14 protein-coding genes are annotated in these 14,751 nt (G+C 43.8%); 4 read left to right on the forward strand and 10 right to left on the reverse strand.

All coding sequences use genetic code 11. The features are described from left to right. From OGM63_RS25310 to OGM63_RS25320, 3 genes are all read left to right on the forward strand, one after another. On the forward strand, positions 1-931 hold a 931-nt coding region (locus OGM63_RS25310), incomplete at its 5' end, for a TIGR03936 family radical SAM-associated protein (protein WP_263748442.1). A gap of 562 nt (positions 932-1,493) precedes the next feature. Then, positions 1,494-3,629, forward strand: a complete 2,136-nt coding sequence (gene rne / locus OGM63_RS25315; protein WP_263748443.1) for a ribonuclease E — start codon at positions 1,494-1,496, stop codon at positions 3,627-3,629. Positions 3,630-3,644: 15 nt separating this feature from the next. Next, positions 3,645-4,328, forward strand: coding sequence for a ribonuclease HII (locus OGM63_RS25320; RefSeq protein ID WP_263748444.1), 684 nt, complete (start codon positions 3,645-3,647; stop codon positions 4,326-4,328). A 64-nt stretch (positions 4,329-4,392) separates the two neighbouring features. Here the strand turns inward: OGM63_RS25320 and OGM63_RS25325 are convergent, their stop codons facing one another. Both OGM63_RS25325 and OGM63_RS25330 read right to left on the reverse strand, forming a co-directional pair. Then, positions 4,393-4,980 carry a DUF1997 domain-containing protein gene (locus OGM63_RS25325; RefSeq protein ID WP_263748445.1) on the reverse strand — a complete coding sequence of 196 codons (588 nt, stop codon included), beginning with the start codon at positions 4,978-4,980 and terminating at the stop codon, positions 4,393-4,395. Between the two features lie 255 nt (positions 4,981-5,235). Then, positions 5,236-5,865, reverse strand: a complete 630-nt coding sequence (locus tag OGM63_RS25330) for a Uma2 family endonuclease (protein ID WP_263748447.1) — start codon at positions 5,863-5,865, stop codon at positions 5,236-5,238. Positions 5,866-5,951: 86 nt separating this feature from the next. On the opposite strand from OGM63_RS25330, the gene pheA reads away from it, so the two are divergent. Then, positions 5,952-6,824: a prephenate dehydratase gene (pheA, locus tag OGM63_RS25335; RefSeq protein ID WP_263748449.1), complete on the forward strand. Its 873-nt coding sequence runs from the start codon at positions 5,952-5,954 to the stop codon at positions 6,822-6,824. A gap of 70 nt (positions 6,825-6,894) precedes the next feature. Here the strand turns inward: pheA and OGM63_RS25340 are convergent, their stop codons facing one another. From OGM63_RS25340 to OGM63_RS25375, 8 genes are all read right to left on the reverse strand, one after another. After that, the gene (locus OGM63_RS25340) at positions 6,895-7,542 is read right to left on the reverse strand and encodes an LON peptidase substrate-binding domain-containing protein (protein WP_263748450.1); all 648 of its coding nucleotides are present in this window, start codon (positions 7,540-7,542) and stop codon (positions 6,895-6,897) included. Between the two features lie 237 nt (positions 7,543-7,779). Then, a complete protein-coding gene (rpsJ, locus tag OGM63_RS25345) occupies positions 7,780-8,097 on the reverse strand; it encodes a 30S ribosomal protein S10 (protein ID WP_008232935.1) in 318 nt (105 codons plus the stop codon). Between the two features lie 209 nt (positions 8,098-8,306). Beyond that, entirely contained in the window at positions 8,307-9,536 is a 1,230-nt protein-coding gene (tuf, locus tag OGM63_RS25350; RefSeq protein ID WP_263748466.1) for an elongation factor Tu, read from the reverse strand. Positions 9,537-9,559: 23 nt separating this feature from the next. Continuing rightward, positions 9,560-11,638 carry an elongation factor G gene (gene fusA, locus OGM63_RS25355; RefSeq protein WP_263748467.1) on the reverse strand — a complete coding sequence of 693 codons (2,079 nt, stop codon included), beginning with the start codon at positions 11,636-11,638 and terminating at the stop codon, positions 9,560-9,562. 182 nt (positions 11,639-11,820) lie between these two features. Further along, on the reverse strand, positions 11,821-12,291 hold the full coding sequence (gene rpsG, locus OGM63_RS25360) for a 30S ribosomal protein S7 (protein WP_029633916.1): 471 nt from the start codon (positions 12,289-12,291) through the stop codon (positions 11,821-11,823). 395 nt (positions 12,292-12,686) lie between these two features. Continuing rightward, entirely contained in the window at positions 12,687-13,070 is a 384-nt protein-coding gene (rpsL, locus tag OGM63_RS25365) for a 30S ribosomal protein S12 (RefSeq protein WP_263748468.1), read from the reverse strand. 86 nt (positions 13,071-13,156) lie between these two features. Then, entirely contained in the window at positions 13,157-13,495 is a 339-nt protein-coding gene (locus tag OGM63_RS25370; RefSeq protein WP_263748470.1) for a HesB/IscA family protein, read from the reverse strand. A 580-nt stretch (positions 13,496-14,075) separates the two neighbouring features. Next, positions 14,076-14,525, reverse strand: a complete 450-nt coding sequence (locus OGM63_RS25375) for a phosphomannose isomerase type II C-terminal cupin domain (RefSeq protein ID WP_263748472.1) — start codon at positions 14,523-14,525, stop codon at positions 14,076-14,078. Positions 14,526-14,751: the final 226 nt, after the last annotated feature.

Genomic DNA, 14,751 nt, shown 5'->3' on the forward strand with positions numbered 1-14,751 from the left:
CTCCCCCCCTCCTCCCCGAACCCACTCCCTCGACATGCCCCTACCTTGGGACCACATCGACACGGGAATTGACAAAAAGTGGCTGAAGGAAGATTTGCAACGCGCAATAGATGCTGCAATTGTTCCTGACTGTTCTTTTGATGGTTGTTCTCATTGTGGCGTTTGCGGCACCGATTTCGGACATAATATAGTAATACCCCCACAGCCAATCCCGGAATTTGCTGGCGAGTTTGTTCCCAACACCGTATCGGCACAACGGCTGCGCGTTCGGTTTGGCAAGCAGGGTGATATGGCTTTAGTAAGTCACTTGGACTTACTCCGTTTGTTTGATAGAGCCTTGCGACGTGCGGGATTGCCGATTTCTTTTACTGGTGGTTTTCATCCGATGCCGCGCATTTCTTTCGCAAATGCCTTGGCATTGGGAGCTAGCAGCAGTGGTGAAATTGTCGATTTTGAGTTAAATCAAGTAGTTGAAGCCGAAGCTTTCCGCCAACAGTTAGCTGATGCTCTGCCCACAGACATACCTGTATATAATGTGGAAGAACTGGATTTAAAGAAGAGTGCTGCTACCCAACTTTTGGAGGCTGCGGAGTATTTGATTACCGTGGCTGCATTTGAAGAGATGCCATCGGCAAAATGGCAAGAGTGGATTGATACAATCAAAACAAGAGATGAGATTTGGTACGAGCAAAAAACTAAGTCAGGCAAGACTCATGTGATAAATCTGCGCGATCGCCTATTCGACATAGAATTATTAGAAACTAAAACACAACTCGCAGAATCTACTGGTATCCTGCGTTATGTGGGTAGCTGTCGTAATGATGGTACGCTGTTGCGTCCTGAACAAATCCTGTTTATGCTAGAACAAGTAGCAAGTGTAGAATTTCAATTGCTGCACATCCACCGAAATCAACTAATTTTGGGATCATAATCCCTATGGGGGCAACTTGCTAGTAGTTGCCCTCAGAGAGTAGATCGTGGGAATTGATTTTTAGCAAGGTTGCGTTAGAATTAGATGAAGAGAATTTCTGGCGCTGCATTGAGCGATTTGGTTCACTACCCTGATAATCCGGGGGCGAAAGCAAAGATAAAAGAAGTGCAACTTCTAGGATTTTAGCCCAAACTTGCTGAGGCAGATTAAAGAAAACACTCTTTTATAGCTATTCGCGTTGGAATCAGCAATCAATAACAGCCTTTGTCAATAACTCTGACTCTATGCTTTTTCAAACAATTGCTGAATGCCTAATCCCCAGGTGGTAATGGCAATGCATCAAAAATCAACTACGGACGGTTGATTTAATTGCTTACAACAATAATAATATGCTGCCGTTCTGGAATAATCAGGCGTGTAAACGCAATCTAGTCAATCGCTCTTTAACTTTGAGCCGAAATTCACAATATTTATTATCAGCAGCGCATTTTTGGGCTGGCAGAGGACAGAGGTATAACCCGACTCCAGAACTATTTATGCTGCCAATATTCGAGGAAATTGAATGCCAAAACAAATTATAATCGCGGAACAGCATCAGATTGCTGCGGTATTTTCCGAAGATCAAATACAAGAACTCGTAGTAGCCACCGGTCATCACCAAATAGGTGATATTTATTTAGGGGTGGTGGAAAATGTATTACCTGGGATAGATGCGGCTTTTGTAAATATAGGAGATCCAGAGCGTAACGGCTTTATTCATGTAACTGATTTAGGACCATTAAAGCTGAAGCGTACCGCAGCGGCAATTACAGAACTACTGACACCACAGCAAAAAGTGTTGGTGCAAGTAATGAAAGAGCCAACAGGGACTAAAGGACCGAGGCTCACAGGTAATATTACCTTGCCGGGACGGTATGTAGTGCTGATGCCATATGGACGAGGCGTAAATTTATCCCGTCGGATTAAGAGTGAAAGCGAGCGCAATCGTTTGCGGGCATTGGCGATTTTAATTAAACCCGCAGGAATGGGTTTGTTAGTTCGCACCGAAGCCGAAGGCAAGCCAGAAGAAGCGATTATCGAAGATTTAGAAGTGCTGCAAAAGCAGTGGGAAGCAATCCAACAAGAAGCTCAATCTACCCGCGCACCAGCACTGCTGAATCGAGACGATGATTTTATTCAGCGCGTGCTGCGAGATATGTATGGTGGGGATGTGAATCGAATTGTTGTAGATTCGAGTACTGGTTTGAAGCGAGTAAAGCAGTATTTGCAAAACTGGAGTGGTGGGCAGACACCACAAGGATTGTTGATTGACCATCATCGCGATCGCTCTGGGATATTAGAATACTTCCGGATTAATGCCGCGATTCGCGAAGCTCTCAAACCAAGAGTAGATTTACCTTCTGGCGGTTACATCATCATCGAGCCAACAGAAGCATTAACGGTGATAGATGTCAACTCAGGTTCATTTACGCGATCGGCAACAGCCAGAGAAACCGTTTTGTGGACAAACTGCGAAGCCGCAACCGAAATTGCTCGCCAGCTACGTCTGCGGAATGTTGCTGGGGTGATAGTAGTCGATTTTATTGATATGGAATCGCGGCGCGATCAATTGCAAGTCCTAGAACATTTTAACAAAGCTCTCAAAGCAGATAAAGCTCGTCCCCAGATTGCTCAACTAACCGAACTAGGCTTAGTAGAACTTACCCGCAAACGTCAAGGGCAAAACATCTACGAATTGTTTGGTCAAACTTGTCCTACCTGCGGCGGTTTAGGGCATATAGTACATCTGCCGGGAGAAACTGAAAACAGATTGCCAACACCAGCAGAATTACCAGAGCGTTTTGTATCTTCACCGCATAGAGAACCGCGTTTAGCAGCAACCAGCGTCACAGAACGACGGGAAAGCTACGAGGGATTTAATGAAGGATTAGATGCTGACTCGGAATTAAATCCGATGAATCTAAATCATCCCAGCTATCAAGAGATAGGAGATAACAAGCGTGGTGGTGGTGTTCGCAGGCGTCGTCGCATTAGTATAAATGGAGGAAACGGCAAAGAAGAGCCACGGGTTATTGCTAATCCGCTATCTTTTGTCAACGATCCAGATTTAGAAATTGATGGGGAACCGGAACCACCAGGAACTCCAGAAATATCCTTACCCAGCATTAGCAAAGCTCCTTGGACTGATAGAACAGAGCGGATAAAAATCACTAAAGGTGAACCAGTCAAACCAGTGGTAGAACCTCCGGAGATTGTTTCTGTAGAAATGACATCTCAGGAACAGGATGTTTTCGCTTTGATGGGAATTTCTCCTTTGGTGCGCTTGAATCGGGAAGTAAAAAATCCCAAGTCTGTGATTATTAACGTCACTCCACCGGGACAAACTCCGGCAACACCGACTGAATTTACCTCAGAAGAAGTAAGCACTCCCGAAAGAGTAAGTATTTCCGAATCAACAGTTCCTGAAAGAGTAAGTATTCCGGAAAGAGTAAATCTTGGAGTAACTCCAATTAAGAAGGTTGAGCCAAAACTAGAACCACAACCAGAACCACAACCAGAACCACAACCAGAACCACAACTGGAATTGTTTACCGAAAATTCAACTGTGGATGAAACTGAAGCTAACACTGCTCCTGTTGACAAACGTCGTCGTCGTCGTCGGGGTTCTATGGATCTTGATGCGTCTAACGAGGTGTAAAAGTTAAGTTTCGTAATGGTACAGAAAAAGCAAGCGATCGCTTCTCTCGGATTGCCAACATCTCCAGGAGAATCGATTTGGCTGGAATTGTCTGGCTATTTAGACATTCAACAAGGGTTGATTGCAGGTGTAGATGAAGTGGGACGGGGTGCGCTATTTGGTCCTGTAGTTGCGGCAGCAGTTATCTTACCAGAAAGCGCAATGCCCATTCTGATGGCGGCTAAAATTAGAGATAGTAAAAAGCTGTCTAGTTCTCGAAGAATTCAGTTAGCGCAGCAAATTTGTGCGTTAGCGATTGACTGGAAAATCGGTTTTGCAACAATAGCCGAAATTGACTCTATCAACATTTTGCAGGCAACGCTTTTAGCGATGAAGCGGGCTGTACTGAAGTTGAAGGTACAGCCTGCACTTTGCTTAATTGATGGCAATCAGTTGGTAAAAGGCTTGTTAATGCCGCAACAAACAATAGTCAAAGGTGACGAGCGATCGCTTACCATAGCAAGTGCGAGTATTATTGCCAAAGTTTGGCGTGACGATTTGGTGGTGCGTCTGGCATTAAAATATCCCATGTACGACCTAGAACGGAATAAGGGTTATGGTAGCCAGCGGCATCTAACAGCACTGCAACACTACGGTACTTCCCCGCTGCATCGTCGCTCATTTCGTCCTTGCCAAATTCAGCTTTCAGTCAAGAGTTAATTGTTGTTTGTTAGTTGACGATTAAGAGTCAACTAGCAACAATTACTCTGGAAAAGTCAAAAGATTACTCAGTACCGAGTATCGGCAATTCAGTACTCTTATCAGCAACTTCTATTTCCTTAGTTTGTGATATCACCCAACGACGGTAATCCGCTAATAATTGATGTAACAATCTTTGCTTAACTGTCATCAAAACACTTTTTAGTAAACCATTGCCGGTAGCTTCTAAAATTGATGTCGGCATGAAGGAAAATGGCGGTGGTAACTCAACCTGTACCTCTAAATCAGCTTTTCCTGTTAAGAGAGTCCCAGCCGATCGCTCGTGGGGAGACAAATATCCTTTTAAATTCAGAGTAAAACGTTGGTTAATATATTCCACACCCAGAATTTGACAACCCACCGATCGCAAACAAATAATTCCATTTGATTCTGCCCAAACTCTCATGTCTACAGTGGGTTGAATACTGAGTGTCATAAACGTCAGGGGGCGCATTTTCAAGCGAAATACTTCTTCCGAAAGTTGCTGAATGCGAGTGGGGTCAACTAAAGCATTAACCAGACGTTGTGGTTGACGCAAATAGTGTTGAATGGGGATGGGCTGCTCTGGAACAGCGATTTCAACCGATAAAGAGGCAGTAAACCTAGTAGCCATGAGCTGCTTGAGACTGAGTATAGTAGAATAATTTTAAATTTTTTTCCTGACAAATAACTAATCAGAAAGCTGCTTGATGAATTATTTATAACTAATACTTGCAACTTTACGTGCGATCGCGCAATATCCTAGTTAATTTTAGTATATCCTTCAGTGTTGTCTCTCAACATCTAACCCCAGTTATAGTTATCGATTTATTTTCGGAAAATACTAACCTGTATTCATACAAACAATTGAAATTTTATTCTCAACCTCCTAGGAAGCCAAATCGAAAATTTGCTGTGCGGTCAAGTTGAATTGGGGGAAGGTCGGGGAAACAATGGTCGTGTTTCCTGTAAAGGTCGTCATCTGATATTCTCCATCAACCAAGTTACAAACAAAAATTGTGGGTTGCTTGGGGTTGCCGATGAACTTTCTTGCCCCCAGTGCTGCATAATCGATAATCCAATATTCTTCGATGCCCATTTCCTCATAATCTCGAAGTTTATCGTAGTAATCGTCACGCCAATTAGTTGAAACAACCTCGACGATTAATTTGACCGAATCAGGATTTTGGATAATCGATTCGCTTTCCCACCGGGGTTCTGCCCCAAGAACTTCTTTGTTCAAAACGATGATATCCGGTTCATAACCTGATTTTTCCCGTTTGGGTTTGACGATCGATTCTCTGGGAATAGTCCAGATGCCGCCAGAGCCACTCTGCCTGATAATTATCAATAGTTGCTCGATAAGGGAACCTGTTAGATTTGAATGTTTTCCCTTTGGCTTGGGCATTTCGATAATTACTCCATCGTAGAGTTCGTACCGGACTTTTGAATTTTCGGGATACCAACTTATAAATTCATCGAAGCTGTATAGTTTGGGTTCGACTTTGGCTTGAGTCATAAGTCATTTTTGGATTATTTTCAGCTTTAGTTTCAGTTGCCCTTGTTATCTGTTATGAATATAAACGGCAACTAAAGGCTGAAGTGATGAATCAATCGATTGCACATTTAGGACCTCCCGGCACTTACGCAGAACAAGCTGCTCTTTTTTATCTCAACTGGCTGGAAAAAAACAAGGGAATTGAAGCTAACTTGTGTCCCTATCCCAGCATTGCCCAGTCACTCCAAGCCGTAGTTCAAGGTAATGCACAGTTAGCTGTTGTGCCTGTAGAAAATTCTATTGAAGGAAGCGTGACAATGACGCTAGATTCGCTATGGCAACTGGAAACTTTGCGAATTCAGCTCGCGTTGGTAATGCCGATCGCTCATGCATTAATTTCCGCTGCTAGTAGCTTAGATAACATTAGAACAGTTTATTCTCACCCGCAAGCTTTAGCGCAATGTCAGCGATGGTTGGAAAAGTTTCTGCCCAATGTGCAGCTGATTCCCACTAATTCCACAACCGAGCCGCTACAACATTTAGAACAGGACAAAACCGCAGCAGTGATTTCATCTAGTAGAGCGGCGCAATTGTACAACTTGCCGATACTAGCTAGGGGAATTAACGACTATCCAGAAAACTGTACTCGCTTTTTGGTAGTCAGTCAAACTGAAGTAGATACAGCTTACCGAATACCTTCTGCAACTTCTAGTCATACGTCTCTAGCTTTTAGTATGCCTGCAAATACACCAGGTTCTCTGGTCAAACCGTTACAAATCTTTGCCGAACTTAACATTAACCTTAGCAGAATTCAGTCTCGTCCCACGAAGCGATCGCTCGGAGAATACTTGTTTTTTCTTGATTTAGAAGCGGATTCCACCGAGCCAAAAATGCAATCTGCTTTAGCTGAATTGAGCACTCACACAGAAGTATTAAAATTTTTTGGTAGTTATAATGTTCTACCAGCCAAAGCTTTATAAGTTAACAGTCATTAGTTTAAAGTCCATAGTCTAAAGATACTTGGACTTTTGACCGTTGACTATTAACTCATTATTTATCATTAAAGGTGTCTTTGAGAACAGTGCGAGCGGCAAGATGATTGCGAGTAGAAGTCAAAATTTCAGCTTCCCGTTCTAAACGAGCGGCAGTGTCTTGCATTTCTAGCAATAACTGTTGCTCTGGGGCTACACCATAAAGGTTACTCGCTACCCAGTAAGATAATTCCATTGGCAAAGAAGGCAAATCTTCAGGCAGTTCGATATTTTGTTCAGTCAACTTAGATGATAGCCGGATAACATCTCGGAGTAGTTGTTCTACATCTGTTGCTAAATGTCGTAAATCTTTGCTTGGTGGTTGGTCTTCAATCCACTCAACTAAACCAACACGATATGGCTTTTCTCTGACATATTCTAGGACGCGAAATCTTTGCTGTCCTAAAGTTAGCATCTTTATGCGGTCATCTGGCAGTCGTTGGTAATGAATGATTTCCGCACAGCAGCCAACATTTGCGATCGCTCCTTTTGCTTGATCGAACATCAAAACACCAAACCTGCGATCGCTCTCCAGAATCGTGTTCATCATTATTCTGTAGCGAAATTCAAAAATATGCAGTGGTAATGGTCTGGTGGGAAATAGAACTACTTCGGGTAACGGGAACAGAGGTAGTTCGCGAACCGCAATTTTAGAAGAAGATGTCATTGTTGCCTTGGTATAAATTTAATCTTTAAAAAGATATTATTTTTGGCTTTTCCCGTTTGCTGCTTACATTCTATCATTTGTTTTCTAGCTAAATAAAAAGCCCTGAGAGATATTTTTTCAGGGCTACGTCAATATTCATACTAAGGTTGGAGCGTTGTTATTAGTTGGAGCGTTGTTGGTTAACAGTCAACACTCAACAGTTATTAACTATCCACCAACCACTATCCACGTTCCTATTTACAATTTGACTTCAATATCCACACCAGATGGCAAATCAAGTTTCATCAAAGCATCAATAGTTTTAGAAGAAGGCTGATAAATGTCAATAATGCGACGATGGGTACGAGTTTCAAAGTGTTCCCGTGAGTCTTTATCGACGTGTGGTGATCGCAGTACGCAATATATCCTGCGTTTTGTTGGTAAAGGAATCGGTCCTATGGCTGTAGCGTTAGTCCGGTTAGCTGTGTCTACAATCTTCTCGCAAGATGTATCCAGTAAGCGACGGTCAAAAGCCTGTAAGCGAATTCTAATTTTCTGTTGCTGTAGAGTTGCCATCTTTAATTGTCCAGGTTCTGATTAATTAGGGGACTGGGGAATGGGGAGTGGTAAATGGGTAATGGGCAATTGGGCTTTTCCAAAGAGTGAAATTCCTAATTTTTAGTCCCTAATCCAAGCGTCCCCACTCCCTAAATTTTCGGTCAGAGAAAGGAGCAGAGACGCATTATACCATCTCTGCTCCATATTTTGACTAAATTACAGAAGTGTTACTTCAGGATTTTGGATACGACACCCGCACCGATAGTGCGACCACCTTCACGAATAGCGAAGCGCATACCTTGCTCAATAGCGATGGGGTTGATTAATTCCACACTCATTTTAATGCGATCGCCTGGCATGATCATTTCTGCCGCGCTACCATCATCGGCAGTGAATGCTGTAATCGTGCCGGTTACGTCTGTTGTCCGCACATAAAATTGAGGACGGTAGCCAGGGAAAAATGGAGTCTTACGACCACCTTCTTTTTCTGTCAGTATGTACACTTCACCTTCAAATTGGGTGTGGGGAGTAATCGAACCGGGTTTAGCTAACACCATACCGCGTTCAATATCAGTCTTCTGAATACCGCGCAGTAGTACACCGGCGTTATCCCCAGCCATACCTTCATCGAGACTCTTTTTAAACATCTCAATTCCGGTTACGGTTGTGTTGCGAGTATCTCTGATACCCACTAGTTCGACGTTATCGCCGACTTTGACTTTACCACGCTCAATCCGACCTGTGGCAACAGTACCGCGACCTGTGATGGAGAATACGTCTTCAATCGCCATCAAGAAAGGCTTATCGATATCTCGCTCCGGAGTGGGGATAAACGAATCTACAGCGTCCATCAGCTCATAGATTTTATCTACCCACTCATTTTCACCGCGTTTGGTCTTAGGATTCTTGGTCATTGCTTCGAGAGCTTGCAGACCAGAACCTTTAATAATGGGGATGTCGTCACCAGGGAAATCGTAGCTGGTGAGCAGTTCTCTCAGTTCTAGTTCTACTAGTTCTAACAGTTCTGGGTCATCCATCAAGTCTTCTTTGTTCAAAAAGACAACCAAGCTGGGTACACCCACCTGCTTTGCTAACAGAATGTGTTCGCGGGTTTGGGGCATTGGACCATCGGTAGCAGCTACTACGAGGATGCCTCCATCCATCTGTGCCGCACCGGTGATCATGTTCTTCACATAGTCAGCGTGTCCGGGACAGTCTACGTGGGCATAGTGACGATTTCCGGTTTCGTACTCAACGTGAGCGGTATTAATTGTAATACCCCGTGCCTTTTCTTCGGGTGCGTTATCGATTTGATCGTAACCCTTAGCCACGGCTTGACCGTTAGCTGCTAAGGTCATGGTGATCGCTGCCGTTAACGTAGTTTTACCGTGGTCAACGTGTCCAACAGTACCGATATTTATGTGGGGTTTATTCCTTTCAAACTTTGCGCGTGCCATTAATCCTCGTTTCCTTTATCTAACTAAGCGTTCCCTTTGCTTTTAGCAATGATTGCCTCAGCCACGTTGCGAGGCACTTCTTCGTAACGGCTAAACTCCATTGAGAAGATGCCCCGACCTTGGGTTTTAGACCGGATATCAGTAGCGTAACCAAACATTTCTGCTAATGGTACTTTAGCAGTTACTTTGGCAATTCCCTGCTCAGATCCCATCCCCTCAATTTGCCCGCGACGGGAATTGAGGTCGCCCATAACATCTCCAAGGTAGTTTTCGGGAACTTCTACCTCAACTTTCATCATAGGTTCTAACAGGACGGGTGAGGCTTTCATCACAGCCTCTTTCATCGCCATTGAGCCAGCGATTTTGAAAGCCATTTCCGACGAGTCTACATCGTGGTAAGAACCATCAATCAATGTTGCTTTCACATCAATTAATGGATATCCAGCGAGAACACCAGATTCACAGCTTTCTTTCATTCCCTGTTCGGCAGGTCCGATGTACTCTTTGGGTACGATACCACCAACAATCTTCGAGACGAATTCAAAGCCAGTTCCTGGTTCTCCGGGTTCCAAGTTGATCACAACGTGACCGTATTGACCTTTACCACCACTCTGACGGATAAACTTGCCTTCTACTTTGTTGACACCTTTACGGATGGTTTCGCGGTAAGCTACTTGCGGCGCACCGACATTCGCTTCCACCTTAAATTCTCGCAACATGCGGTCTACAAGAATTTCTAGGTGTAACTCTCCCATACCTGCAATCACGGTTTGATTGGTTTCCGGATCGACGCGGACACGGAAGGTGGGATCTTCTTCTGAGAGAGATTGCAGAGCTTTGGACAGCTTGTCCATGTCATTCTTGGTTTTGGGTTCAACCGCTACCGAGATGACAGGCTCAGGAATAAACAGGGATTCGAGAATTACTGGTGAACCTTCATCAGTGATGGTGTCACCGGTCAAGGTGTCTTTTAATCCCAATGCGGCTCCCAAATCACCTGCACGCAGTTCTTCGACATCTTGCCGATCATCTGCTTTGAGAATCACCAGACGGGAAATGCGTTCTTTCTTATTCTTGGTAGCGTTGAGGACGTAGCTACCCTTCTTGAGAACTCCAGAATAAACGCGAACGAAGGTGAGGCGACCATAAGGGTCAGCCATAATCTTGAATGCCAGAGCCGATAAAGGTTCGTTATCATCAGCTCGACGCTCAACGGTATCACCATTGGGCAGTAAGCCTTGAATTGGCGGTACTTCGCTTGGTGCTGGCAGATAATCTACAACCGCATCCAACATCAGCTGCACGCCTTTGTTTTTGAAGGCTGAACCGCAAAGTACTGGGACAATTTTACCTGCAACTGTGCCTTTACGCAGTGCCGTACTGATTTCATCTGTTGTGAGTTCTTCGCCCTCGAAGTACTTGCTCATCAGATTGTCATCGGTTTCTGACACTGCTTCCACTAACTTGACGCGGTATTCTTGCGCCTTTTCTTGCATGTCGGCGGGGATATCGGTTTCTTCGATATCTGTTCCCTGGTCATTGTTGTACATATGTGCACGCATCTGCACTAAGTCAATAATGCCTTTAAAGTCGTTTTCCGCACCAATGGGCAGTTGAATGGCGATCGCATTCGCTCGCAGGCGATCGCACATCTGATCGTGAACTCGATAAAAGTTCGCCCCTGTGCGATCCATTTTGTTAATAAAGGCGATGCGAGGAACTTTGTAACGGTCTGCTTGCCGCCACACTGTCTCTGATTGCGGTTGCACGCCGCCCACTGAACAAAATACTGCAATTACACCATCCAACACGCGCATGGAACGTTCTACTTCAATTGTGAAGTCAACGTGACCTGGTGTATCGATAATGTTTATTTGATGATCTTTCCAACTGGTTGTTATCGCTGCGGCAGTGATGGTAATTCCCCGCTCCCGCTCTTGTTCCATCCAGTCTGTTACGGCTGTTCCTTCATGGACTTCGCCGATTTTGTGAATTATTCCAGAGTAAAACAATATTCTCTCTGTTGTTGTTGTCTTGCCCGCATCTATATGCGCCGCAATCCCAATATTGCGTACTCTCTCTAGTGGGATCGTACGTGCCACAGCTGCCTCCTAAGTTTTCGCCTCATGATATCTTGTATATTACACTTTGTTAAGTTTCTATACTTTTACGGAAAACCGCCTTTTCTTATAGAAATCCGCAATATATCGCTTTTTTACTGGCGATATATCGGTTCTCTACGTAGTTTAGACATCCTGTTATGTAATACAGGTCAGAATGCCTTTTAGTAACGATAGTGAGCAAAAGCTTTGTTAGCTTCGGCCATCCGGTGCGTTTCTTCGCGCTTGCGAATAGCGTTTCCGGTTTCGTTGGCAGCATCCATTAATTCATTTGCCAGTCTGCTTGCCATTGTCCGTCCCGGTCTAGCCCTGGAAAACTGTACCAGCCAGCGCAATGCTAAGGTGGTACCGCGATCGTTACGTACTTCCATCGGTACTTGGTAGGTTGCTCCACCAACCCGACGCGCTTTTACTTCTACTAAAGGCGTTGCATTTCGCACTGCTCTTTCAAAGGTTTCTAAGGCATTCGCTCCAGTGCGTTCCTCAATTGTTTTCAACGCTTCATAAACAATCCGTGCGGCAAGTGATTTCTTGCCATGACGCATTATCCGTCGAATTATCATGCTAACAAGACGACTGTTATACACTGAGTCAGACGGAACTGGGCGCTTTTTAATAACACCACGACGAGACATACTTTACCCTTACTTCGGATTTGCGAACCTTACTTTGTGCGTTACATGCGATCGCAGCGACGCTCTTTGAAGTTAACTTGTTGCCCAAAACTTGACACAACAAGGCGACAATCTTATATACCTTAATCTCAAAATTAAGATGCTGCTGCCGCTAACAGCATTCTCAGATATTCCTGCACGTACCGGGTGTAGGTGGAAGCTTTACCAATTTAACTTGATTTAACTCAAAACTTGCTAGCATCAAAGAATTGCTGCCGTTTTGTGAGCAAGCTTCCAGCAAAGGAGCATACCCTTGGGGAAGCTGCTTTACGTCTACATTAACGTTAACCGTTTTTTGGCACCATACACTTGATGAAGCAATTAATCGCATCAAAAGCGATTAATTAACTATCATTTTATTTTTTCGCTGCTTTCGGACGTTTGGTTCCGTATTTGGAACGACCTTGCTTGCGGTCTTTGACTCCGGCTGTATCTAAGGTGCCACGAATAATGTGGTATCTCACGCCTGGTAAGTCCTTAACCCGACCGCCACGAATCATCACAACGGAGTGCTCTTGCAAGTTGTGACCAATTCCGGGAATGTAAGCTGTGACTTCAAATCCCGAAGTCAGTCGTACCCTTGCTACTTTACGTAGAGCTGAGTTCGGTTTTTTCGGTGTAGTCGTGTATACTCTTGTACATACGCCCCGCCGTTGAGGGCATTGCTTTAGAGCTGGTGACTTGGTTTTCTGACGCGCTTTTTCGCGTTCAGTTCGGATAAGCTGCTGTATAGTTGGCATGAGTTACAGCGCGTGAAGCTGCTTTAAGGTCTAAGTTTTCAACAAATCCCTATTATATCGTTTTCTACGGGTTTTGTGTCAAATTTTTAGGGATTAGGTGCTAGAGTCGAAAAAGAATTGCCACAACCACAGGTAGCGATCGCACTTTGATTATGAAAGCGAAAACCACCGCCCATAAGATCCTCTGAATAATCGAGTATTAAACCATTAATATAATCTAAGCTGGCAGCGTCTATCACTATTTGGATGCCGTGACGATCAATTAGACGATCGTCATGTTTTACCGCTTCATCAAAAGACATATCATAAAACCACCCCGAACAACCACCAGCTTTCACTGCCAAGCGAACGAAAATATTTGACGGCAGCTGCTTTGATTTTAATCGCCCGATTTCGCTGGCGGCTGCTTGACTCAGTTCAATCATAGAATTTATCTTCTTAAATTGAAAACCGTTCAAAAATATCATCTACCCAAAACTAGACAAATCTAGTGAAATATAGATAATTACGTTTTTAATGGGTTTTAAGCCTTTAAAGGGATAAACGGCAAGTCCCCTATCTCATGGCTTTTAAGCATTTTAGATGACTTTTACAAATCCTACTACTACCTAGTTGATTCAACCGTTATAAATATTGTCTTCGTATTTTGTAGTTAATTTTTTAGTTATGTTAATAAACTTTTATGATCTTTGTCAATCCTCTACTCTGTATATTTTTAGGTAGTTTTGTACAGATTTGAGGAGAAATTAGATTACAGTTTCCAACCCCATCTGTAATATGAAGATGGGGTTTGGAAGCCTGCGCTCCGGAAGGCTTTATTTGTGTAGCCTGGACGCCATGCTTTCATCGCTTGAGGGCGACCAAAAGCAAGATAGAGCAGATTTCAGGTAAATGAAGTACATATATAAAACCCCTCTCTTTGTAGAGACGTAGCAGTGCTACGTCTCTACGTGTATTCGATATTGACGATAGGCTGCTGTATGAGTTTAGAAACAGAAAAACCAATTATCTACTTTTGATAGCGGTCTTTGAGTTTTCATCATTAGTACGGGCGTAGTCGTCTTGGTAGCGCACAATATCATCTTCGCCTAAGTATTCGCCATTTTGGACTTCAATCAACACCAAAGGAATGACGCCAGGATTTTCTAGACGATGAGTTGTACATTGAGGTACATAGGTTGACTGATTATTGGTTAGTACCACTTCTTGATCGCCACAAACGACCTTAGCTGTACCACAAACGACAATCCAGTGTTCGCTGCGGTGATGGTGCATTTGCAAGCTCAGGCGGTGTCCCGGCTTAACTTCGATGCGCTTAATTTTGTATCCGCGCCCTTCTTCCAAAACCGTGAAAGAACCCCAAGGGCGCAACTCGGTTGCAGCAACGCCTCTAGAACTTCCAGATGGAGGTGTGGGCAGTGTGTTGATTTGTGTTGTTTCAGATAATTGAGCCATAGTTACCTCATTAGGAGACATGACAAATTGCGTGTACTCTTTACCATTGATGAAAAAATATGGCGCAATGTAGCAACCGTGAAAATTAGCAATTCAGTTCACCTTTGCCAAACATAGCAGAACCAGATTACATGGTGTAATCGGTAACTACTGAAATTTATGTATCTACACCAATTCTTCATTAAGCAAGAGAATAGCTTTGACTAACCTTTAAGAAAGGGAGGGG

Source organism: Plectonema radiosum NIES-515 (genome assembly GCF_025753815.1).
Taxonomy (GTDB): domain Bacteria; phylum Cyanobacteriota; class Cyanobacteriia; order Cyanobacteriales; family Nostocaceae; genus Hassallia; species Hassallia radiosum_A.